At 61.8% G+C, this 22,387-nt stretch carries 24 protein-coding genes and 2 pseudogenes; 10 read left to right on the top strand and 16 right to left on the bottom strand.

Features of this window, described 5'->3' with window-relative positions:
* Positions 1-381: 381 nt before the first annotated feature.
* The 9 genes from LQ220_RS23420 to LQ220_RS23380 form a co-directional block, all read right to left on the bottom strand.
* Positions 382-783 (bottom strand): DUF2147 domain-containing protein, encoded by a 402-nt coding sequence (locus LQ220_RS23420; protein ID WP_004207001.1) that lies wholly within the window; start codon positions 781-783, stop codon positions 382-384.
* A gap of 12 nt (positions 784-795) precedes the next feature.
* A complete protein-coding gene (locus LQ220_RS23415) occupies positions 796-2,388 on the bottom strand; it encodes a GMC family oxidoreductase N-terminal domain-containing protein (RefSeq protein WP_025290602.1) in 1,593 nt (530 codons plus the stop codon).
* Between the two features lie 4 nt (positions 2,389-2,392).
* Entirely contained in the window at positions 2,393-2,926 is a 534-nt protein-coding gene (locus LQ220_RS23410; RefSeq protein ID WP_082733396.1) for an SMI1/KNR4 family protein, read from the bottom strand.
* A 111-nt stretch (positions 2,927-3,037) separates the two neighbouring features.
* Positions 3,038-3,472 (bottom strand): hypothetical protein, encoded by a 435-nt coding sequence (locus tag LQ220_RS23405; protein ID WP_025290603.1) that lies wholly within the window; start codon positions 3,470-3,472, stop codon positions 3,038-3,040.
* Positions 3,473-3,492: 20 nt separating this feature from the next.
* Positions 3,493-3,810, bottom strand: coding sequence for a hypothetical protein (locus LQ220_RS23400; RefSeq protein WP_025290604.1), 318 nt, complete (start codon positions 3,808-3,810; stop codon positions 3,493-3,495).
* Positions 3,811-3,856: 46 nt separating this feature from the next.
* The gene (locus LQ220_RS23395; protein WP_017503244.1) at positions 3,857-4,195 is read right to left on the bottom strand and encodes a hypothetical protein; all 339 of its coding nucleotides are present in this window, start codon (positions 4,193-4,195) and stop codon (positions 3,857-3,859) included.
* A 124-nt stretch (positions 4,196-4,319) separates the two neighbouring features.
* Positions 4,320-5,687, bottom strand: a complete 1,368-nt coding sequence (locus LQ220_RS23390; RefSeq protein ID WP_004207012.1) for a Dyp-type peroxidase — start codon at positions 5,685-5,687, stop codon at positions 4,320-4,322.
* A gap of 3 nt (positions 5,688-5,690) precedes the next feature.
* Positions 5,691-6,302, bottom strand: coding sequence for a hypothetical protein (locus LQ220_RS23385; RefSeq protein WP_004207013.1), 612 nt, complete (start codon positions 6,300-6,302; stop codon positions 5,691-5,693).
* A gap of 40 nt (positions 6,303-6,342) precedes the next feature.
* A complete protein-coding gene (locus LQ220_RS23380) occupies positions 6,343-7,431 on the bottom strand; it encodes a catalase family protein (RefSeq protein ID WP_025290605.1) in 1,089 nt (362 codons plus the stop codon).
* 121 nt (positions 7,432-7,552) lie between these two features.
* Here LQ220_RS23380 and LQ220_RS23375 point away from each other — a divergent pair, with 121 nt between their 5' ends.
* Genes LQ220_RS23375 through LQ220_RS23355 form a run of 5 tightly spaced genes read left to right on the top strand, consistent with a single transcriptional unit; the run spans position 7,553 to position 13,846 of the window.
* Positions 7,553-8,167, top strand: coding sequence for a TetR/AcrR family transcriptional regulator (locus LQ220_RS23375; protein ID WP_230190428.1), 615 nt, complete (start codon positions 7,553-7,555; stop codon positions 8,165-8,167).
* 53 nt (positions 8,168-8,220) lie between these two features.
* The gene (locus LQ220_RS23370; protein ID WP_230190427.1) at positions 8,221-8,661 is read left to right on the top strand and encodes an acyl-CoA thioesterase; all 441 of its coding nucleotides are present in this window, start codon (positions 8,221-8,223) and stop codon (positions 8,659-8,661) included.
* Positions 8,658-9,521, top strand: a complete 864-nt coding sequence (locus tag LQ220_RS23365) for a 3-hydroxyacyl-CoA dehydrogenase (RefSeq protein ID WP_004207023.1) — start codon at positions 8,658-8,660, stop codon at positions 9,519-9,521. The genes LQ220_RS23370 and LQ220_RS23365 overlap by 4 nt, the downstream gene beginning before the upstream one ends.
* A gap of 27 nt (positions 9,522-9,548) precedes the next feature.
* Complete coding sequence (locus LQ220_RS23360; protein ID WP_017503237.1) at positions 9,549-11,315, top strand: oleate hydratase; 1,767 nt, start codon at positions 9,549-9,551, stop codon at positions 11,313-11,315.
* A 41-nt stretch (positions 11,316-11,356) separates the two neighbouring features.
* Positions 11,357-13,846 carry a heavy metal translocating P-type ATPase gene (locus LQ220_RS23355; RefSeq protein ID WP_039996361.1) on the top strand — a complete coding sequence of 830 codons (2,490 nt, stop codon included), beginning with the start codon at positions 11,357-11,359 and terminating at the stop codon, positions 13,844-13,846.
* A 43-nt stretch (positions 13,847-13,889) separates the two neighbouring features.
* Here the strand turns inward: LQ220_RS23355 and LQ220_RS25130 are convergent.
* The 3 genes and pseudogenes from LQ220_RS25130 to LQ220_RS23345 form a co-directional block, all read right to left on the bottom strand.
* Positions 13,890-13,979 (bottom strand): annotated as a pseudogene (locus tag LQ220_RS25130) (DUF736 domain-containing protein); the annotation flags it as partial.
* Entirely contained in the window at positions 13,973-14,272 is a 300-nt protein-coding gene (locus LQ220_RS23350) for a hypothetical protein (RefSeq protein WP_017503235.1), read from the bottom strand. The gene LQ220_RS23350 and the pseudogene LQ220_RS25130, both read right to left, overlap by 7 nt.
* 15 nt (positions 14,273-14,287) lie before the next feature.
* On the bottom strand, positions 14,288-14,764 hold the full coding sequence (locus tag LQ220_RS23345) for a hypothetical protein (RefSeq protein WP_037479890.1): 477 nt from the start codon (positions 14,762-14,764) through the stop codon (positions 14,288-14,290).
* 165 nt (positions 14,765-14,929) lie between these two features.
* Between LQ220_RS23345 and LQ220_RS23340 the strand changes: the two genes are divergently transcribed.
* The 3 genes from LQ220_RS23340 to LQ220_RS23330 are packed head-to-tail and all read left to right on the top strand — an operon-like array spanning position 14,930 to position 16,970.
* The gene (locus LQ220_RS23340; protein WP_025290609.1) at positions 14,930-15,559 is read left to right on the top strand and encodes a TetR/AcrR family transcriptional regulator; all 630 of its coding nucleotides are present in this window, start codon (positions 14,930-14,932) and stop codon (positions 15,557-15,559) included.
* A gap of 13 nt (positions 15,560-15,572) precedes the next feature.
* On the top strand, positions 15,573-15,983 hold the full coding sequence (locus tag LQ220_RS23335; protein WP_025290610.1) for an organic hydroperoxide resistance protein: 411 nt from the start codon (positions 15,573-15,575) through the stop codon (positions 15,981-15,983).
* 9 nt (positions 15,984-15,992) lie between these two features.
* Positions 15,993-16,970 (top strand): zinc-binding dehydrogenase, encoded by a 978-nt coding sequence (locus LQ220_RS23330; protein ID WP_004207037.1) that lies wholly within the window; start codon positions 15,993-15,995, stop codon positions 16,968-16,970.
* 86 nt (positions 16,971-17,056) lie between these two features.
* On the opposite strand, the gene LQ220_RS23325 is transcribed toward LQ220_RS23330, so the two are convergent.
* Positions 17,057-18,073, bottom strand: coding sequence for an NADP-dependent oxidoreductase (locus LQ220_RS23325; protein ID WP_025290611.1), 1,017 nt, complete (start codon positions 18,071-18,073; stop codon positions 17,057-17,059).
* A gap of 34 nt (positions 18,074-18,107) precedes the next feature.
* Between LQ220_RS23325 and LQ220_RS23320 the strand changes: the two genes are divergently transcribed.
* Positions 18,108-19,091 carry a LysR family transcriptional regulator gene (locus LQ220_RS23320; protein ID WP_125989423.1) on the top strand — a complete coding sequence of 328 codons (984 nt, stop codon included), beginning with the start codon at positions 18,108-18,110 and terminating at the stop codon, positions 19,089-19,091.
* 23 nt (positions 19,092-19,114) lie between these two features.
* On the opposite strand, the pseudogene LQ220_RS23315 reads toward LQ220_RS23320, so the two are convergent.
* The 3 genes and pseudogenes from LQ220_RS23315 to LQ220_RS23305 all read right to left on the bottom strand — a co-directional run.
* Positions 19,115-19,498: pseudogene (locus LQ220_RS23315) on the bottom strand (AAA family ATPase); the annotation flags it as partial.
* Positions 19,499-19,665: 167 nt separating this feature from the next.
* Positions 19,666-20,385, bottom strand: coding sequence for a haloacid dehalogenase type II (locus LQ220_RS23310; RefSeq protein ID WP_004207043.1), 720 nt, complete (start codon positions 20,383-20,385; stop codon positions 19,666-19,668).
* Complete coding sequence (locus LQ220_RS23305) at positions 20,382-21,239, bottom strand: NAD(P)-dependent oxidoreductase (protein WP_230190426.1); 858 nt, start codon at positions 21,237-21,239, stop codon at positions 20,382-20,384. The genes LQ220_RS23310 and LQ220_RS23305 overlap by 4 nt, the downstream gene beginning before the upstream one ends.
* Positions 21,240-21,336: 97 nt before the next feature.
* On the opposite strand from LQ220_RS23305, the gene LQ220_RS23300 reads away from it, so the two are divergent.
* Positions 21,337-22,185: a LysR family transcriptional regulator gene (locus tag LQ220_RS23300; RefSeq protein ID WP_025290613.1), complete on the top strand. Its 849-nt coding sequence runs from the start codon at positions 21,337-21,339 to the stop codon at positions 22,183-22,185.
* Positions 22,186-22,387: the final 202 nt, after the last annotated feature.

Raw genomic sequence — 22,387 nt, 5'->3', positions numbered from 1 at the left:
GTCCCGAAGATCCTGTGATAGCGTTCGTGCCATCCATGCTGGCCTCCTGCCACCAGCAGGAAGGCTGAATCACAACGGCGCCGCGAAGGGAATCCCTGACGAGTCAGATCGTGTGGAAACCGCTCTAGGTTAATCTGTTCGTGCAGCCGCTGCCGCAGCGGACCGTCTTCTGGCCGCGACGATCAATAACGGATTATCCGCCTGCTTACGCTGACCAAGTCGCATGCCCGTCGCCGAATTGATCCCGTGGCGGCTGCACACATCGCTGTCGCCATGCCCGCTTCCTGCTCCGCGCCTCTTCAATTTATCGTAGAAGCTTTTGATGTGTCTTATTAAAATCCTTGGCTTGCCGCTCTCGGTCAGACGATGATTGGACGGATTTCAGTTCACTTTCGTCCATATCTGCGATTTGCACATGATCCGCCCTGTCAGGCACCCCTTTCCCTCCATCCGCCGATCGTCGAGCGTGGTGATTGTTCCAGAGAAGGTTTGGCCGATGTCGGGTACAAAAACACTGCCGCGCCACACGCCCTTCTTTTCAGGAACAAAATCGCGAAACAGGATCAGACCTACCAGATCGTTTGTCCCGCCGCGCCGCGCATCCGCCTTGGCTTTGTCACTTGCCCAGACCACGACCCCGCACATTCTGCTTCCGCACGGCTGGGCTCGCACATGTACGCTGTCCTGCGGATTCTTCCACACTCCGAAAGAAGCGCGCTGTGCCTCGACGGACGCAGATGCTGCAAGTAGCAGCATGGCTGCCAATACGAAACTGAACCTCATCGCCATTCTTCCTCAAGGCCGGATCATCATTTGCGCGACATTTTCCGCGATCGCCATGGTAGGCGCGTTAGTGTTGCCCGACACGATCGACGGCATGATCGATGCATCGACCACGCGCAAACCGTCAATGCCACGTACACGGGCTGCCGGATCGACCACGGATGCCGAGTCACTGCCCATGCGGCATGTTCCTACCGGATGATAGATTGTTTCAGCGCGCGCGCGGATGTCGTCGATCAGAGCCTCGTCGGTCTGGACCGCGGGTCCCGGTCGCACCTCCTCGCGCAAGTGACGGGCGAGCGCCGGCGCATGAAGGAGCTTGCGGGCTAGCTTCGCGCCATTCAGCAAGACGCCCACATCATCGGGATGACTGAGATAATTGCCCTCTATGCGCGGATGAGCCGTGGGATCGGCGATCTTGAGCCCGATCCTGCCGCGGCTCTTCGGTAGAAGGTCGCAGACATGCACGGTCATTCCGTAGCCGAAGGCTGTCTTGCGGCCATGGTCACGCAGGATCGCCGGCAGGAAATGGAATTGAAGATTGGGCCGCTCCCGGCCGGCGTCGGATTTGAGGAAAGCGCCGCCCTCCGAGGCATTTGACGTCAATTCGCCTTCATGATGAAGGAAATAGCTCCATGCGCCGCGTATCGCACGAGGCAGGAAACTGGGCGCCACCCCAAATCCTTCGCGATCGGCCGTGGTTGCCACAGCCGTATAGTCGAGGTGATCGGCGAGATTGGCTCCGACTTCGGGCGCATCCAGAACGATCTCTATGCCATGCTGCCTGAGTTCGCTCGCCGAGCCGACGCCCGACAGCATCAGAATCTGCGGCGAATTGACCGCGCCAGCCGAAAGGATCACCTCTCCACCGGGGCGCAGCAGCAGGTCCCGGCCGCCGACGCGGACCCCGATGGCGCGACGGTCCTTGAACAGTATCCGTTCGACGAGGCCGTTCGTTTCGATGGCGAGATTCTTGCGCGAGCGAGCCGGATCGAGAAACGCTCGCGCCGTGCTGAACCGTTGCCCGTCTTTCTGGGTCACCTGATAGACACCAAAGCCTTCCTGGCTCACGCCATTGAAGTCGGGATTTCGCGGGTAGTGCAGTTCCACCCCAGCTTCGACGAAGTCTTCCGTAAGTGGGTTCACTCGCCCAAGATTGGAGACGCAAAGTGGCCCGGCATTGCCATGATGCTCGTCGTGGATAGCCTGATTGTTTTCGAGCGCGATAAAAAGCTCGCGCATGCGCGGCCAGTCCCAGTCAGCTCCGGCGGCCGCCCCCCAGCCCTCATAGTCCGCCCGATCGCCGCGAATGTAGACCATTGCATTGATCGAGCTGCTGCCACCCAGCGTCTTGCCGCGCGGCCAATAGAGCCGCCGGTTGTTAAGGTGAGGCTCGACTTCGGTCTCACAGTTCCAGTTCACCCATCCCGTGCGGGCAATGACGCCGACGCCAAGCGGCATGTGAATGAAGGGATTGCGATCGCGCGGCCCCGCCTCGATGAGGCAGACAGCTTTATCCGAATCAGCAGAAAGGCGGTTGGCCATGACGCAGCCGGCCGAGCCGCCGCCAATGATGTGGTTTCCGTCAGCGCCGAACCGTAACATCTAGCTACTCCTCTTCTATCCCCATCGCTTTCAAGTCCAATCCCAATTCCTTTAAACTGGGCAGGGGAGGAGGATCGAAGGCTACCAGTGCATCGATAAAGTCATGAAAGCTGTCGTATACGGGGGTTATCGCCCTAGAAGGCAGAGCTTCATCGTGCAGCCATACGGATATCTTTCCATCAATTCTGTCAATTAACAGCATATTACCCAGACCGATTTCCGCAAAAACCACAGATGTTTTTGGAATCTGCATGGATAATTGTTCGTTTATGCGAATTATTCCTAAGCTTCCGTCAGCAGGGCCATATATAACTGAAACGCCAATTCTTCCTGAATCTTCGGAATAGGCGCATTTTTCCGCAGGAAATTCAACATCCTTATTGAAAACTATCGCTGATCCGAATTCAATAAATAAATCACGAAGCTCAGAGGGCAGCAATATCCTTAATGAACTCTCTATCTGGTCTAATTCGATCAAAGAATCTCCCGGCATGTGGAGTGATTCTGCATCGAATGATGGATCAAACTGAAAGGTCATATATTTTCTGCCTTACATCATTAGGGCGTCGCTATCGTGTCCGTTCCGCACCGCGCCTCAATCACGCCACCTGATTGGTATAGCCGTTAGCGGAGGGGCACGACAATCAGGTCAATCTTGGCGCGTCGATGCTTTGATTGGTGCTGCGCTCCATCTACGATTGAATATCCGCCATCCGACTAAGCCCGCGACAACGCCCAGCAGGCCGCCCACGAGATAGGCGGTTGGCGCATCATTCGGCACAAAAAAGAAGCCGCCAGCAACATAGCCGCCGATTACGGCGGTGCGTGTCACCGCACCATAGATCGCGGCGACCTTGCCATGATCGGCGGGCGGGCATTCCGACTGGAACAAGGTTCGGACAGCGACGTTGTGGATGCTGTTTGCGCCGCCGCCTAGGATGAAGGCGACGGCAACGATTGCCAGCCCGATCGGCGCAAGGCCGATCCACAGCATGGTCGCGCCCATGACAGCGGCCGTGCCGAACGCCGCCAGTCCGACCCTATGGCCAATAACCCTTTCGGCCAGCCCAGCGCCGATCAACATCCCAACCGCCCATAGTGCCGTCAGCATTCCAAACGCGGTCGGCCCGCTCCCAGCGTCACCATCACGAGAAACACGAAAGCAACGTCGGCTATGGCGGTCGCAAACACTTCGAGGCTGAGCGCACCCGTAACCACCATCAACCGTCGATTGCGGAGCAGCGGCAGGTAGTCCGCGAACAGGGTCTCTTCCTCCTGATCGTCCCGTTGTGGCTTGCGGCGAAGCCTGCTCGCCATCACGACGAGGGCCAAAAGGGCATAACTGGCGGCATCGGCTAAAAGCGCATTGCGCGATCCGATCCATCCCACCAGTACGCCCCCAGCGACTGGACCAGCGAGCATTCCAAGGCTGCGAACCATTTCCATAAGGGAATTGGCGAGTGCGAGGTCATTCCAAGCCGCTCGCCAGCACTGGAATCAACGCGAATGTTGCGGCGCTGCTGATCGTGAACAGCACGCTCAACAGCGCGGCCCCGGCGAGCGTGAACATGGGATAATAGGCGATAAATGCTATCACGCCCGCTTGCAGAACTGACACCATGACCAGAATGCGGGCCGCCTCCCGGCGGTCGATCAAGCGGCCCGCCCAGGGTGCGGCGATCAGACCGGGTAGCAGCTCCGCGGTCAGCAGCGTCGGCACCGCATAGCCGGATGCGTTCTCGGCAGTGCGGAACATCAACGTCAGCAACGTGATTTCATCGCCGGTCGTCGAAATCGTAAGCGCCACAAGGACCAACCATCCCCAGCCTTGCCGAAACTCAACTCCCACTCACTTAACCTTCCGCACAGCCCCGCACTTTCCGGGTCACTCTGCACACTTCAAATCTCAACCGACAATCAGGTGAATAGCTTTAGCGTTGTTCTGCCAACCACTTAAGCGCCGATAGGCTTGGCATGAACAGATATTCGCCTCCCTTCATGACATTGAAGGTCTGCACACCGTCGATGCGCTTGCGCGCAGGCGCCTGCGGGATCGTGAACCGGCCGTCCTCCTCATGCAGACCAACGATTGGATCGCGCTCCTCGCCGAGGTCGACGAAATTGCCGCGGTTGATCCATTCCTGCTGCATGAACTCGATCGTGTCGTAAGCGCGCGCGCTTATGAAGATGAAGAACAGGCCGCGATCGCCTTTGGCATCGTCTTTCGGCGCCACATCCTCGGAATAAACCGGCCCGAAGGTCGAGGAACGGCGGATGATGCGGTGAATGTTGACGTCGGTGAGCAGTGTCAGCTCGGAATCGCGGGGATTGAGCCGGCGCATATGACAGCCGAGCGGCACGACGCGGCCTTTGGGGTCGTCCTTGAAATTGAAGTCGTTGTTGCGCTGCGGATCGGCGCCGAGGTCCGGGTCGTCATGATCCGGCGACAACGTCAGTGGAGCGCCTGACCGCCAGCGACCGAACATCTTGGCGGCAAGACGTTCGCGGTCCTCCGCCGTCTCGCCATGGGCCTTGAGGAAGGCGTTGAAGCAGCCGACCCGGCTGTTGTACTTGCGCAGGACGACGAAGGTGCCGTTCTTTCCCAGCGCCGCAGGTTCAGGCATGCCGAGCGGCTGGCCGTTCTCGCTCTCGTATCCAAGGATGAACTCGCCCGCCTTGATCGCGCGTTCCTCGCCGGGCAGCGGATCGACGCCGCTGCCTTCGACGGCGGGCTGGGAGATCGAATCCCGGAAGCCGAACGGGTTTTTCGCGCCGTCCGGCGCGCCGAAGCGATGCTCGCCGATCAAGGTGACGCCGCTGCTCTGGTCGAGTTCGGTTCGCGCGGTCGCCAGCGCCTTGTCGAGCGCCGCATCGTCGACCGCGTAGATGGTCAGCGCGAGATGGCAGTTGCCCGGCTTGAACACGTCCTCCCAGTTTTCCGGCGCGTTGGGTCCGAAGTCGCGGAGCTGCTCCGAGCGCGCCGCCATGCCCTGCTGAAAGGGGAGCGGGAATGTCTTGAGCTGCGCTTCAGGAACGCCGAGCGCCTTCAGTCCCTCGAAGCTGAGTGCAGCGCCTATCCAGAAATCGAGATCCTCGTTCCAGTTGTCGGCGGATGCGATATGGGGCGCGAGCCGGCCCAGCAAAGCGCGCGCGCCCTCGGCCTCGTCGAAATGGAGCATCGCATGGATGCCGACATAGGGCTCCGGCCGGCTTCGCAGGATCAGCGCCTGGATATCGTGCAGGTCGAGCGTAACGCTGTCCCTCGAGAAGCGCTCTTTCAGCTTTTGAAGGATCGTCATCGCTCAGCCCACCTTGTCCAGGAATTCGTTGACGGCATGTTCCATCCGCTGAAGCCGACGCACGTCGACGACCGTGACCTGCGGGTTGGCGACGAACCATCCGGCGGCGGTGATCTGATGTTCGGCGATGAAATCCTTGACCTTCGGGCTCGCGATGCCCGGCCAGCCTTCGACCGAGGCGAAGAGCAAATCCATCAGGTCAGGGATCTTGGTGGCGAAGTCGTTGATATAGGTGTCCCAGTCGCCGTCATAGGCGGTGGCGAACAGGATGCGGGTGTCGTTGTCGAAGAAGACGAACCGCATGTTGTGCAGGGTGCCGACCTTCTGCGCCCCGTCGAAATTGCCGTTCACGAGTCCGAAGATGCGTTTCAGCCGGTCCGCGCCGCCCGGCTTGAGGTTGGCGATGGCGGTGAGCTCGGAGACATTGCCGGACTGCGCGCCGACGCGACCGGCCGAGCCGGCCGTGCCCTTGAGGTCGGGATTGTGCTTCGTCACCATCTGCTCGAGCGCGAGCTTGGCGAGCTGCGGCGCGTCGCCGGCCACTTCCTCGATCCGCCGCCGGATGGCCTGAAGGCGGGTTTCGTCGATCTGCGGGTTTTCTTCGGTCTCGGCCATGACTGGCCTCCTTTCGTGATTGCGTGTGTCGATCGGTGCGTCAGTCCGGGATGGCGTCAATGTTTGTCGGCTCGACACGCGGCTGCGCGTTCATCTCATGGCGGTAGCGGGTGGATCGCTCATAGGCGGCGATGCGCACCCGCATGATCGATCCGAGCGGCTGGTGCTCGCGGATACCGTGCCAGGGATTGAACGACAGCACGTCATCGCCATAGACCCGCCGCGCCGGCGAATAGGCGTCCTGCGGCGGGATGCGCAGCGTGGCGATCGGCTGGTGTGGCGACAGCTCTTCGGGCCAGAGCACCGCCGCGTCCTCGACAGGCATCTTGTCGAGATCAGCGCAAAGTTGGGCGCGCAGTTGATACTCAGCACCCTGGTCGCGGAAATGCTCGACAACCAGATCGCGCATCGTAGAATCCTCCACTGTGCCGACGTCCTTGCCGGTGAGCGCGCGGACATTGTCGGAAAGCGGCGCGGCGCTGATCTTGGCGATGTGATCGCCAAAGCGGATCGCCGCCATCGAGTGATAGGTCTCGCCGAGCAGATGGTCGTTGTCGCGCGCGAGCCCGCGCAGCGTCGCGCCGGGCTCGACGCCGACCGCTTCGACCGCGGCTTCCACGCCACGCGCCACCCCGGCCATGGCGCGTTGGAGGAAGGCGGGGTTCTGCGCATTCTTCTCCAGAAGGCCAATGAGCTGGCGATATTTACCGATCGTGCCGAAGCTCAAGGTCGGGATGTTGACGAGCAGGAAATCCTGATTGCGGCCCTGGTCGTCGGGCAGAAGCCGCTCTCCCTCCACGCCGATGACCTTGATCGCCATGCCGCGTGGGGCGGGGATGGTGTCCGAGTGGATATCTCCGGGCGCTGATGAGAGGCGGATCACCACGGAATAGGTGGCCGGGCGAGCGAAAAGCCCCTGGCGCAGATGCTCCGGCAGTTCCGGGACGACGAGTTCGCCCTTCAGGAACCCGTGGCTCTTGGCATGGGCGTCGCGCACCGCATGCCGATGGCGCTCGAACGCCTTGCGGTTGGTGCTCGCCATGATTTCGAGGATTTCGGCGGTGAGCCGCTCCTCGTCTTCGCCGAGCACTTCGACGCTGGTGGAGTAGGGGATATAGGTCTCAGCCAAGGGCGATCCTTCGAACCGGATTTTCGTTGCATTCGAGATATCAGGTGATATCTGGTTTTACGGTGAACGCCGACATGGGTAAAAGGTTTCCATGCCGTGCTGAATTGGAGGTCGATCGCTCATGCGCCTCACGCGAAAGGAAACGCAGCGCCAGACGCGGGATAAGCTGCTCGCCGCAGCACATTCGTCCATTGTGGAAGAAGGGGTGGCGGCCATGTCGATCCGCAACATCTGTAGTGCAGCGGGTCATTCGCAGGGGGCCTTCTATTCGAATTTTGCAAGCAAGGACGATCTGCTGGTCGAGATTCTGCAGGCTCATATCCAGGACGAGGTCGTGCTTCTGCGCGATCTGGTCGCCCACTGCTCCGGCGATGATATCGAGGCGACTCTGCAAGTGCTTGCGGCGCGGCTGGCTAAGCTGGCTGACGAACAGCATTGGTCGCTGCTTTCGATCGAATTGCTGCTTCATGCGCGGCGGGACCCCGCGTTCGCTGAACGGCATCGCGAAGGAAAGGCCGCCTGCCACCATTTGTTCGGAGAACTTGTGGCGGATCTGACGCGGCGCTTTGCGCTTCGGCCTGCCTTGCCGCCGCTGCAGACCGGGATCGGCCTCTATGCACTGTGGATGGGACTGGCGGTCCAGGGCGATGTCGAAGGCGCTATTCCCCGAGAGCAAATGCTTGTCGGCTTCTTTCGCGCGATGGCAGGCCTCGATGCGCCATCCACCCGGTCATGAGCCTTCCTGGCGAAGGACGCCGCAGGATCGGCTGCGATGCTTCAGGCGTGCCCTTGGCTGGAAAAGTGGACGAACGTCGGCGCTTCCATATCCGTTTCCAGGCAACCGAAGAAGACATCGATGAACTCGGCCATGTCAACAATGCGGTCTGGGTGACCTGGATTCAGGATGTGTCGGTGGCGCACTGGCTGACAGCCGCGCGTCCGAGGGATGCCGACACCTATGTTGCTATGGTGCTCAGGCACGAGGTCGATTACCGCGGCAATATCCGGGCGGGCGAAGAGACCTTTGCCATAACCTGGGTCGAAGGGAAGCCGCGCGGAGCGAGATACGCCCGGTGCGTCGAGTTCAAAGACAGTAACGGTCAGACGCTCGTCGCGGCCCTGTCGCAATGGGTGCTCATCGAGAAAGCTACCGGCAAGCTGGTTCGCGTGCCCGCCGAAGTCGCTGCGCCGTTTCTCTATGAAACCCGACGCAAGGAAGAGAATGAATGAGCGACATCCTGAAAGTGACGGTGCTAGGCACCGGTGTCCTCGGCAGCCAGATCGCCTTCCAGGCCGCCTATAGTGGCTTTGACGTTACCGCTTATGAGATCAGCGACGAAGCACTCGACCAGGCGAGGCATCGGTTCGAAACGCTTGTAGAAACCTACGTGAAAGAGGTGACGGGTGCGGCTGACGGCAAGGCAGCCGAAGCTTCGAGACGCATCACGCTCACCGCCGATCTTGGGGCTGCGGTTGCGAATGCCGATCTGGTCATCGAAGCGGTTCCGGAAGTGCTCGAGATCAAGCAGGCGCTCTACGAGAAACTGGCGGGGCTCGCGCCTGACAGAACGATCTTCGCCACCAATAGCTCGACTTTGCTGCCGAGCGACCTCAAAGCCTTCACCGGCCGCCCGGACCGTTTCCTGGCGCTGCACTTCGCCAACAGCATCTGGAAGTTCAACACTGCCGAGGTGATGGGTACGGACGACACCGATCCGGCCGTGTTCGATACCCTGATCGCCTTCTCCTCCGCGATCGGCATGGTGCCGATCCCGGTGCGCAAGGAAAAAGCGGGCTACGTCCTCAACTCCCTGCTGGTGCCGTTCCTGAACGCGGCCACCGATCTGGCTGCCGGCGGCTATGCCGAGCCGGAAGATGTCGACAAGGTCTGGCGGATCGCCACCGGCGCGCCGATGGGGCCGTTCCAGATCTACGACATCATCGGATTGAACACCCCCTACAACATCCTGTCGCACGGTGATGAGCACGCACAGTCGCTCGCCGCGTGGCTGAAGGAAAACTACATCGACAAGGGCAAGCTCGGCATCGCGTCGGGCGAAGGCTTCTACAGCTACAAGCCCGCCGACTGATCCCAACAAGAAAAACAGGAGTTTGCCATGCATTATAGCAGTGGAAACTATGAAGCCTTTGTCCGTCCACGCAAGCCGGAAGGCGCCGACAAAAAGACGGCGTGGTTCGTCGGCTCGGGCCTCGCGGGGCTCGCCGGCGCCGCCTTCCTGATCCGCGACGGCGGCGTTTCGGGCGACCGCATCACCATATTGGAAGAGCTGGAAATCCCCGGCGGCGCGCTCGATGGTCTGGACGTGCCCGAAAAGGGCTTCGTCATTCGCGGCGGCCGCGAGATGGAGGAGCATTTCGAGTGCCTGTGGGACCTCTATCGCTCGATCCCCTCGCTGGAGATCGAGGATGCCAGCGTGCTCGACGAGTTCTACCGGCTCAACAAGGACGATCCCAACTTTTCGCTGCAGCGAACGACGCAGAACCAGGGTCAGGACGTGCCCGACAAGGCGCTGCTAACGCTCAACGACAAGGCGCAGAAGGATCTCCTCTCGGTCTTCCTTGCGACGCGGGAGGAGATGGAGAACAAGCGCATCAACGAGGTCTTCGGCGAGGACTTCCTCAAGAGCAATTTCTGGCTCTACTGGCGCACCATGTTCGCCTTCGAGGAATGGCATTCCGCGCTGGAGATGAAGCTCTACCTGCACCGCTTCATCCATCACATCGGCAGTCTCGCCGACTTTTCCTCGCTCAAGTTCAATCGCTACAACCAGTATGAATCGATGGTCCTGCCGCTGGTGAAGTGGCTGACCGATCACGGGGTTAAATTCCGCTACGGCGTCGAGGTCACCGATGTCGATTTCGACATCCAGCCCGGCTCCAAGCAGGCGACGCGCATCCACTGGAAGGAGCGCGGCGTCGAAGGCGGCATTGATCTCGGGCCCGACGATCTCGTCTTCATCACCATCGGCTCGCTGACCGAGAATTCCGACAATGGCGACCACAGGACACCGGCGAAGCTCAACGAAGGACCGGCGCCGGCCTGGGACCTGTGGCGGCGGATCGCGGCGAAGGATCCGGCCTTCGGCCGCCCGGACGTATTCGGCGCCCATATCCCGGAGACGAAATGGGCCTCCGCGTCGATCACTGCCCTCGACGCCCGCATTCCGGCCTATGTCGAGAAGATCACGAAGCGGAACCCCTTTACCGGCAAGATCGTCTCCGCCGGTATCGTCACGGTGAAGGACTCGGCGTGGCTGCTGAGCTGGACGGTTCATCGCCAGCCGCATTTCAAGAAGCAGCCCAAAGATCAGATGATCGCCTGGTTCTACGCGCTCTTTGTCGATTGCCCCGGCGACTTCGTGAAGAAGCCGATGCAGGAATGCACCGGTGAGGAGATCACCCAGGAATGGCTCTATCACCTCGGCGTGCCGGTCGAGGACATTCCCGAACTCGCGGCATCCGGCGCCAGCACCGTTCCCACGATGATGCCCTATATTACCGCCTTCTTCATGCCGCGCCAGGCGGGTGACCGGCCGGACGTGGTGCCGGAGGGCGCGGTCAACTTCGCCTTCATCGGCCAGTTCGCGGAGTCGAAGCAGCGGGACTGCATCTTCACCACGGAATATTCGGTGAGAACCCCGATGGAGGCCGTCTACACGCTGATGAATGTCGAGCGCGGCGTGCCCGAGGTCTTCAACTCGACCTATGATATCCGTACACTTCTTGCTGCGATCGGTCCGCTGCGGGACGGCAAGGGCATCGATCTTCCCGGGCCGGCCTTCCTGCGCAAACTGCTGATGAAGAAGCTCGAAGGCACCGAGATCGCCAAGCTGCTCGAAGAGTTCCATCTGATCGAGGAGTGAACAAAGACCGGAAGGCACGCGCGGCGTGCGAAAGGTGATGAATGGCCGACGACGATCAGAAGAGCGAACGCGCCGCCGAGGTGACTGGGGCGCACGGCCATCATCACCATCATGAGCCGGACGGCGAAACGCCGTCCGGTCACGTCGACCATGATCCGGTCTGCGGCATGGTGGTCGATCCCGCCAGGACCGCTCACAATGCTGAGTATGAAGGCGAGCGCTACGTCTTCTGCTCGGCCGGCTGCAAGGCGAAGTTCGACGCCGACCCCGTGCATTATGCGGCACTGGCAGCGCATGCTGCACATCACCATGAGGGTGCTGCCGCCCATGGCGATCATTCCCACCATAGCCACACGCATGGACCTGATACCCATGAGCATCACCACGTTGCGGCAGTAACGGCAACCGCAACGGAAGGGACGATCTGGACATGCCCGATGCATCCGGAAATCCGCCGGGATGCGCCGGGTAGTTGCCCGATCTGCGGCATGGCGCTGGAGCCGCTGATCGCGGCGGCGGATGCCGGATCAAGCCCCGAACTCGCCGATATGACCCGACGCTTCTGGATCGGCCTCGTGCTCGCCTTGCCCGTGTTCCTGCTGGAGATGGGCGGTCACCTGATCCCGGCGCTGCACCATTTGGTGCCGATGCGCATCTCGATCTGGATCCAGTTCGCGCTGGCGACGCCGGTGGTCCTGTGGGCCGGATGGCCGTTCTTCGAACGTGGCTGGGCGTCGATCGTCAACCGCAGCCTCAACATGTTCACGCTGATCGCGATGGGCACCGGGGTCGCCTGGGGCTACAGCATCGTCGCGACATTCGCGCCGCAGCTCTACCCGCAGGCTTTCCGAGGCGCCGATGGCACGGTCGCGGTCTACTATGAGGCCGCGGCCGTGATCACCGTGCTGGTGCTGCTCGGTCAGGTCATGGAACTGCGCGCCCGGGAGCAGACCTCCGGCGCAATCCGCGCGCTTCTCAATCTCGCGCCGAAAACCGCCCGGCGGATCGGGCGGAACGATGCTGAAGAGGATATTCCTGTCGAAGCCGTCGTCATCGGTGATCGGCTCAGGGTCCGGCCCGGTGAAACCGTGCCGGTTGACGGCGTGGTCGAGCAGGGTCGCTCATCGATCGATGAATCGATGGTGACCGGCGAATCCATGCCGGTGACGCGTGTAGTCGGCGAAGCGGTCGTAGGAGGTACGCTGAACCAGACCGGCGCGCTCGTCATCCGGGCTGAAAAAGTCGGGCGCGACACCATGCTCGCCCGCATCGTCCAGATGGTCGCGGATGCCCAGCGCTCGCGCGCGCCGATCCAGCGCATGGCTGATCAGGTGTCGGGCTGGTTCGTGCCGGTCGTCATCGCCGTCGCGCTGCTCGCCTTCGCGGCCTGGGGTGTATGGGGGCCGGAGCCGCGGCTGGCGCATGGCCTGATCGCGGCCGTTTCCGTGCTGATCATTGCCTGCCCCTGCGCGCTCGGGCTCGCGACGCCGATGTCGATCATGGTGGGTATCGGCAAGGGGGCGGCCGCCGGCGTTCTGATCAAGAACGCGGAGGCGCTCGAGCGGATGGAGAAGATCGATACTCTGGTGGTCGACAAAACCGGGACGCTTACGCAAGGAAAGCCGGCGGTGACCCGGATCGTCGTGGCCCCGCGATTTGTCGAGGAGACCATCCTGCGGCTTGCAGCCGGCGTGGAGAAGGCGTCCGAGCATCCGCTTGCGCGGGCGATCGTGGCGGCTGCCGACGAGCGAAAGATCACCATCCCCGATGTCGCCGACTTCGACTCGCCGACCGGCAAGGGGGCGATCGGTCGTGTCGAGGGCCGGCATGTGGTGCTCGGCAGCACCACCTTCCTCGCCGAACATGGGGTTGATACAGCGCCGCTCGCGGCACAGGCCGATGAGCTACGCCGCGACGGCGCAACCGCCATCTATATCGGCATCGATAAAGCCATCGGCGGCATCTTCGCCATCGCCGACACGATCAAGGCGACCACGCCTGAGGCACTGAAGGCCCTGCATGCGGAAGGCATCCGCATCGTCATGCTGACCGGTGACAATCGCACCACAGCCGAAGCCGTTGCGAGAAAGCTCGGCATCGATGAGGTCGAGGCCGATGTGCTGCCGGACCAGAAAGCCGCGGTCGTCGAGCGCCTGAAGGCGCAGGGCAAGGTGGTGGCGATGGCGGGTGACGGCGTAAATGACGCGCCGGCGCTTGCCGCCGCCGATGTTGGTATCGCCATGGGATCGGGGACCGACGTTGCGATCGAAAGTGCGGGCGTGACGCTGCTCAAGGGCGATCTCACCGGCATTGTCCGCGCGCGACGCCTGTCGCAGGCGACGATGGCCAACATCCGCCAGAACCTCGCCTTCGCGTTCATCTACAATGCGGCAGGCGTACCGATTGCGGCCGGTGCGCTCTATCCCACGTTTGGGCTGCTGCTGTCGCCGATCATCGCTGCTGCCGCGATGGCGCTGTCGTCCGTCAGCGTCATCGGCAATTCGCTGCGGCTCCGGACAGTGAAGGCATGACGGACCAAGGCCCCGACCTTGTGGCGGGGTCTTGCGTGGGGTCTTAGTCGGCGCGCCTGCCGTTGGGGCGGGACCAGATCAGCGAGAAGGTGTCTTCGCCCTCGTTGTCGAAGAGGTTGGCATAGATCAGAGCGCCGATCTTCTCATGATGCCCTCGGCTGTCAGGGCGTCCGCGATCTGACGGTCGAGTGATCCCACAGCATTGAGCGTTCGCACCATCTCCTCGATGCGTGCGAAGTGAGCCAGATCGTCATAGTTGGCGGTATTGCGGATGATCACATGCTCTGTTCGCGCGCCGGTCTGCCACAGGATCGCGAACCAGATACGGCCTTGCGCACGGCTCTTGTCGACCGTCACGCTGTCGATCACGAGCCGCATCATCTCTTTGCGTTCGTCGATGCCAGCCCGCTTCGAGAACGCGGGCAACAGGGTCGGCAATGGTCAGGATACGCGTTCGCGCGGCGGCGGCCAGGGCGTTAACCTGCTCGACATGCCACCGCGCGTAATCCTGTTAGACGCGTCGGCTTCGCGTATTTTCTCTTCCCACAACGTTTCCAGCGAACGTGCGACGAGCCGCTTTTCCGACTCCACGGCATCATATTGTCGGCGTGCACGCTCCGCTTCGTAATGCGCCTTCTCCCGATTCAGCGCCCATTGACGTTCCAGCAGCCGGTTTTCGCCGTTCATCTGTTCATGAGCCGCAAGCGCAAGGTCGATGCGATCGGGTTGCAGAGCTTCGATCAACAGCCGCTCGACCTCTGCATCAACCTGGTTTGCGCGCACATTCTGGCAGTGCCCGCTCTGCTCGCTATCGATGCAGTGATAGACGGGGGTCTTCTTATGGGCAGAGTGAGTGAAGACCCATGCGGTGTCCGCATATCCCGCAGACCACGATGCCTTGAAGCATCGCTGCGCCACGCAGGGGCGCTCCGCGCCGGCCAGCGCTGAAGTTGCCGATATTGTCGGCGAGCCGCCCGACGTTGCTCATATATGCCTCCCATTGGCTATGCCGATGAGCCCGCGTAGGTGGTGACGCCATAGCCATATAGACGACTGGTCTATTATTCGTTATATATGCTGATCATGAATTTGACACCCAAAGCAGAAGCGACCCGGCAAAACATCCTCGACACGGGCTACAGCCTTGTGTTGAGCAAGGGCTTCTCCGCGCTCGGCCTTCAGGAAATCTTGAAGGTTTCCGGCGTGCCGAAGGGGTCTTTCTATCATTATTTCCCGTCCAAGGAGGCGTTCGGCTGCGCACTTCTTCGTGATTACGTGGACGGTTACGGCAAGAAACTGGACTCGCTGTTATCCGCGGAAGCCATAAGCGGTCGCGAGCGGTTGATGCGCTATTGGCGAGCGTGGCTCGATGATCCCGGGGAAGGTGATCAAGCCGGAGACGGCTGGGCCGAGGATTGCCTCGCCGTCAAACTGTCCGCCGAAGTCGCGGACCTGTCGGAGGCCATGCGGGCCGTTCTGAGCGATGGCGTCGCACGATTGCTGCAACGCATCGCCTCCATGATCGCCGAGGCGCGCGAGGACGGATCGCTTCCACCGGGGGCGGAGCCGTCCGCGCTGGCGCAGGTTCTCTACCAGATGTGGCTTGGCGCTGCGCTGCTCGCCAAACTCACCCGTTCTCGTGCGCCGATGCAACGGGCGATGATCGCCACCGAGCAGATTCTGGTCTGCACGCCGCAATCCAACCATCCGTGAAAGGAACCGAAGAATGAAAATTTTCTACAAGACCCGCGCAACGGCGACCGGTGGCCGTTCAGGCCACACGGCGCTCGACGACGGCAGCCTCGGCCTCGATCTCGCCATGCCGAACTCCGGCAAGCCGGGCGCCAACCCGGAGCAGCTGTTCGCGATGGGGTATGCAGCTTGTTTCGACAGTGCGCTCAACCATGTCGCCCAGCAGAAAAAGCTGGCGCTGATGGGTAGCAAAACGTCCGCGGAGGTCGGAATCGGGCAGACGCCTGAGGGCGGCTTCAAGCTGGACATCGACATTCATGTGGAAATCGCGGGTCTCGATGAGGCCGCCGCGCAGGAACTGGTCGAGGCGACGCATCGGGCCTGCCCCTATTCCAACGCCACACGCAACAACATCGACGTGCGCCTGCACGTCATCACGGTTTAAGGAGGCGTCATGCGTAGCGCCATTCACACCACATTCGGCGAACCGGCCGACGTTCTCGCTTTGGAAGAAAGCCCGGTTCCCGAACCCGGCCCGGGCCAGGTGCGGATCAAGACGATCCTTTCGCCGATCCACAATCACGATCTTTGGACCGTGCGCGGCAGCTACGGCTACAAGCCTGAACTGCCCGCTATTGGCGGTTCGGAAGCCGTCGGTACGGTCGATGCGCTCGGTGAAGGCGTGACCGGCATCACCATCGGTCAGCGCGTCTCGGTCGCCTCGGTTCATGGCTCATGGGCTGAATATTTCCTCGCGCCCGCTGCCGGGTTGGTCCCTGTCCCGGATTCGATCTCCGATGAGGCGGCGGCGCAGCTTATCGCCATGCCGTTCAGCGCGATCACTCTTCTGGACTTCCTCGAAGTGGCAAGTGGCGACTGGGTGATCCAGAACACCGCCAATGGCGCGGTCGGCAAAACGCTGGCAATGCTGGCGGCCGCGCGCGGTGTGCATATCGTCAATCTCGTGCGCCGCGATGCCGGCGTGGAAGAGCTGGCGGCTCTCGGCATCGCCAATGCCGTCTCGACTGCGACCGATGGTTGGCAGGATCGGGTGCGTGCGATCACCGGCGATGCGCCGATACGCGCGGCTGTGGATTCGATCGGCGGACAGGCCAGCGCTGAACTCCTGTCGCTTCTGGGTGAGGATGGGCTGCTGGTGTCCTTCGGCACCATGGCCGGAGAGCCGATGCAGATTTCCTCTGGCAATCTTATTTTCAAACAGGCCGTCGTGAAGGGCTTCTGGGGCTCCAAGGTGAGTGCCGCCATGCCCGCCGAAGCCAAGCGCCGGCTGCTTGGAGAACTTATCCGCCTCGTCGCCAGTGGCGAGCTGAAACTGCCGGCAGGGGCGGTATTCGGGCTGGATCAGGTCGCTGACGCCGTTCGCGCATCGCTGACAGCGGGCAAAGCAGGCAAGGTTCTTCTCAAGCCCTGAGCGACGAAGGAAAGACCGGCGATCGCCAACATCCTGATGTTCTCCAGCCATCAGCGTTGCCAAGGGCCAGACTATCCGTGGTTTGGTCAGGCGACGGAGAGGACGATCTTGCCCTGGATATTGCCACGGGCGGCGCGTTCGTGGGCACGGGCGGCGTCGGCGAGCGGGAAGATGCTGTCGACGACGATGCGGATGGTGCCGTCGTCAAGCAGGCGGGCCGCCTCGGCCAGTTGCGCGCCACTCGAACGGACCTGTGTCGTCGAGACGGTAATGCCCAGCGTCTCGGCTTCGGCATGTCCGGTGAAGCCCAGCGGATAGACCGGGTATAGAGAACCGCCACGCTTCAGGGTGCGGAAGAAGCGGCCGGTATCCGGTCCGCCCACGGCGTCGAGCACGACGTCCACGTCGCGCACGATCTCGTCGGCCGCCGTCCTGGTGTAATCGATGAACTGATCGGCGCCGAGCTCGCGCATCAGCGCCTCGTTCCTGCCCGACGCGACCGCGATGACGCGCGCGCCCTTCCACTTCGCCAGTTGCACGGCGAGGTGCCCGACACCGCCGCCGGCGCCGTTGACAAGGACCGTTCGGCCTTCGAGCTGCGCGTGTGCATGGGTAAATGACTGGAACGGGTTGGGTTCGTCATGACCCAGATCGATCAGGAACTGCCAGGCCGTCAGCAGCGACATGGGCGCAGCCGCCGCGTGAACATGGTCGATGCCCGGTTTGCGCGCGAGGTCCGATGCCGGCACGCTGACATATTCGGCATAGGCCTTGCTGCCTTCCATGACGTTTTGCGGGAAACGGACCATCGCGTAGACCTCGTCGCCGACGCTAAATCCCTCCACGCCATCGTCGAGCGCGGCGACGACGCCGGACACGTCCGATCCGAGGATCAGCGGAAAGGCGGGATGCGGTTGCCACTCGGGGGGAAGCGAGCGGTAGCCGTCACGGAGATACCAGTCCGGCGGATTGAGGCCGACCGCGTGGACGCGGACCAGTACCTCACCAGCCGCCAAGGTGGGGCGGGGCGCATCCTCGTAGCGGAGCACGTCCGGGCCGCCGAACGCGTGCAGGCGAACCGCCTTCATTGTCTCGCTCATCATTGCCTCCTTCGGAAACTTCTAAACTGAAGGAGATGTGGCGACGCGCATTAAGATTGATAATATTGGTAGAAATCGTTTTAGTATTTCCATGAAGGAACAAATAGCATTTGAGCGCCTCACGGGGTTGATCGCCTTCGCCCGTGTCGGGTCGCTGGGCAGCTTCACGGCCGCCGCCCGGTCGCTGTCGATTTCGCCATCGGCGGTCAGCAAGAGCGTCCAGCGTCTCGAGCAGACGCTTGGGGTGCCGCTTATCACGCGCACCACCCGTTCGTTGGCTCTGACGCCCGAGGGCCGGGATTTGCATGAACGGGCGCTCCTGCTTCTTCGCGACGCGGAGGAGATCGAGCAGATGGCGATCACGGCGCGCTCGGAGCCGGCTGGCACGCTGAGGATCGCCGCCTCGCTGCCGATCGGCATCCATGTGCTTGCTCCGAAGCTGCCCGCATTCCGGGAGCGCCACCCCCAGGTGATGGTCGAGCTTCGCCTGAACGACCAGTTCGTCGACCTCGTCGAGGCCGGGATCGATATCGCGGTACGGATCGGCGATCTCGCGGACACGCGGCTCCTGGCGCGCCGGCTCGCGCCGCATCGCTTTTGCTGCTTTGCATCGCCCTCCTATCTGGCATCCCGGGGCAGGCCGTCCCATCCGGACGAACTGGTTGGCCACGATACGGTGAACCTGCGCTACCAAAGCAGCGGCCAGGTGTTGCGCTGGCCTTTCCGCGTCGGGGATCGCGAGGTCGAGATCGTGCCGTCGTCGGGTATCGTCATGGACGCCAGCGAGGCGCTGATGGCGGCGCTGGCCGCCGGTGGTGGTGTCGGCATCAGCGCGGACTTCGTCGCGGCGCCTTACGTGGCGCGCGGCGAGCTGGTGCCGGTTCTGTCGGAATTCGCTGTCGAGCGGCACAATATCACGGCCGTCTGGCCGGAGAGCCGTCGCACCAATCCGGCGGTGCGCGCTTTCCTGGCCCATCTGCAGGGCACCATGCCACGATCAAAGAATATCCACCCCTCATGATCTTCGGCCGCGATGTGATCTGCCATCGCCATCTCGGTGGCGCGGCGCAGGAAAGCCGCCGGATCGGCCCAAGGTAACGCGCTGCCACCGGAGGCCAGTTCTTCGGCTATGATGCGACGGCCACGTTCCTCGACGATTGTACGGCCGCGCGCGCTCAACTCAGCCAGAAGAGTCGATTTCCCGCCGCTTGAGCAGCCCGAAATTGCCACAAGGCCTTTGTTCAACAAGCACCATCCTTTCGTGCCACGTCGGTGGCTGCGAGACGGGCTTCCAACCGCTTCCTGGCCGAAAGTCGCGACCACCGTTTCGATAGACAGAAACAGGGTGCGGCTGTCCTGCGGATAATCGATGAGTTCGGCGCAGCGCAAATAGAAACGACGTGCAGCGTTGTCCTTCGCGTGGACCATCACCGCGCCGAAGCCGATAATCCGGGACGGCGATGCGATCCGCCTCAGCGCATCCGACAGCACGTTCTCCCCAAGCCCCTGGCCGGCGTGATCGAAGCTTACCGCCAGCCGTCCCAACGGGAGCACATTATGCGGCACACGGGGATGCTTCTCTTGATATGCCAGCGTTACGTGTCCAAAACATCAGCAAAGGCTTCCAGATCCTTGGCAACGAAGTCCCAATCCTGCTCGGCAGAAAGATCGCTCGTTTGTTTGGGGCCGTGTTCGGTAATGCGGGGCACGCAAGCAGTCCTGAAGCCGCAATTCCTCGCGGCGAGAAGATCGCTGTTGTGCGCGGCCACCAGACAGACCTCGTCAGGACGCATTCCCAGTATCTCCGCGGTCCTCAGATAGGCTTCAGGGGTCGGCTTATAGGCGCGAGCGACTTCGGCACCCAGGATGGCGTCCCATGGCAGGTTTGACCGCCTGGCAATGTCGATCATCAGGCTGATGTTGCCGTTTGAAAGCGGAGCTATGATGAAACCGGACTTCAGCCGCCGAAGACCGGAAACGACGTCGGGCCAGGGGTCGAGCTTGTGCCAGGCCATGTTCAACGCGTCAATTTCCGAGGACGGGATCGTCTCTGGATCGAGCCCGACATCCAACAACGTCAATTCCAGATTCTCCCGATGCAGAACGTCCAGCCGGGTAAAAGGCCGGCGGCCACTGCGCACTTCCTCCATCGACGGGGAATAACGGCGGCGCCAGGCATCGGCGAACTCTGCCGGATCGCAAGCTACTTCGTATCGGCGGAGGAATGGCGCCACTTCACGCGCAACGCCGCCGCGCCAATCGACAAGGGTGCCAAAAACATCGAACACGAGGGCTCGCACGCCTTTCAGGATCATGGCGCCAAATCTCCGCTGTCAGTCTGAGACAATACCCGGTCGAGAGCAGCGATGAGCGTCCTGTCCGCGTCCTTCGCTATGCTCGCGAAGATTTGGGAGGCTGCATCGAAAATGCCGGAGGCCGGATCGTTTTCTCCCAGGAAAGCGGTGATCTCGCGCATTTCCGGAACCCATCGGTAGGCTTTGCCATACATGTCCGGAATAGCATGCATCAACTGGCCCCGGAGGTTGGGGAGGCTTTCACTCATTTGCTGCGACAGGGCCTGTGCGCAGCCGGCGCGCTCCGAAGCCAGAAACATCGCGGTCCCCAAAGCAACAAGTCCTTTGTTGATCCCGGCGTAGACCATCTTCAATGCCGATGCTGCACCCACCGGACCATCGATCTGGCGCAGCTTCAGGCCAAAGCTGGCGAGGACATCGGCACGACCGTCCGGGTCGCCGCTGATGTAGAATGTCGGGCCGTCCCGGCCCTGTTGCGGAGGAAGGCCGATGATCGCTCCATCCAGCACATCGCAGCCCGTTCCGGACAGTGCCGCCGACACGTCTTGCATGGTAGCCGGATTGATCGCGTTGAAATCGATGAACGCCGGTTTCGTCGGGCTCTGGCGCAGCACGGGTGCCAGCATTTGCGCCAGACCGATCGCCGCGTCCGGCGGAACGATCGACAGGATGAGGTCGCAGCCGGGCAGATCGGACAGGTCGGCGGCGATCATGCCTGCATCGCGTGCGCGCAACGTGCTCCGCTCACTGCGGCTGTCGATGACGGTCAGAACCTGCGCGCCTCTGCCGACAAGTTCGCATGCGACAGCACTTCCCATCGCTCCCGGCGCGATGACGGCGAGACGCGTTGTCATCTGGTCTCCCTTCAGGTTGCCATCGTTGTGCTTTGAACTGTACATTCATCAAACGAGATTGTTTATGATATCTGCGATCTCGAATCTGGATGACAAAATGAACACGCTCGATCTCGATGCGGTGAAAATCTTCCTGATGATCGTCGAATTGCGCAGCTTCACCAAGGCAGCGGCGGCAATGGATCTGGCGCAGTCGGCGGTCAGCACAAAGCTCCGGAAACTGGAAACGGAACTCGGCCACCAACTGGTCGAGCGTACCCCGCGTTCCGTGCAGCTATCGGCAGCCGGTGCAATGTTTCTCCAGCCTGCCCGCGACCTGATCACTGCCCATGATCTGGCCCTGAGCTCCTTCGGCAGCCGACAAAGAAGGCTCTCCATTGGCTTCAGCAATCATATCTTCGGTCCGCAGATCCCGGCGATGCTTTCCCGCCTGCATTCTCAGGATCCCGGCCTCGTTCTGGAAATGAAAGTCGGTACGACCCGTGAAATCATGGAAGCAATGGATTGTGGTTCGATCGGTGCGGCCTTCGTGCTCCCGCTCGATGAAACGAGACGCGGGGGAGAGGTCGTCGGACAACAGGCGTTCGGCTGGATGGCAGCACCGGGATGGACATGGGACCGTTCGACGTCCTTACCCATCGCCGTTCAGCCTAGCCCCTGCGCCGTCCGGGCGATGACAATCCGTGCGCTTGAGGATGCATCTATTCCATGGATGGAAGCCTTCGTCGGCGGCGGGGTTGCGACGATTGCGGCTGCCGCCGCCGCGGGGCTGGCTGTTGCCGCCCTTGGGCGGCAGGTCGCACCAGCGGACGTGATCGACATGGGGGCGGCGCTGCACCTGCCACCATTGCCTGCTCAGGATATCCTTCTGTATTCCAGCTTGTCTGACGGAGCTTCGAGAAAGTCGCTGCGTCTGATCGGCGCTATGTTCGGCTCGGTCCTGTGACGCGGCACAGAGGAAAAGTCGCCTGACGTCATAAAGATCAGCGATTTCACACCGTTTCCCCTCAGCTTTGGATCAGGCCCAGTCGGCCCGAAGCTGCGATTTTGGTCATCTTGGAGAACACGTCGGGAACGGGCTGGTTGTTGTTGACGATCGCCCATGCGAGGAACGACGTTCCGCTCCGATAAGGGAGCGGCGTTATGAG

The organism is Sphingobium sp. CECT 9361, from assembly GCF_918741285.1.
Lineage (GTDB): Bacteria > Pseudomonadota > Alphaproteobacteria > Sphingomonadales > Sphingomonadaceae > Sphingobium.
The sequence above is the reverse complement of the archived record's forward strand: the minus strand, read 5'-3'. Positions and strand labels throughout refer to the sequence as shown.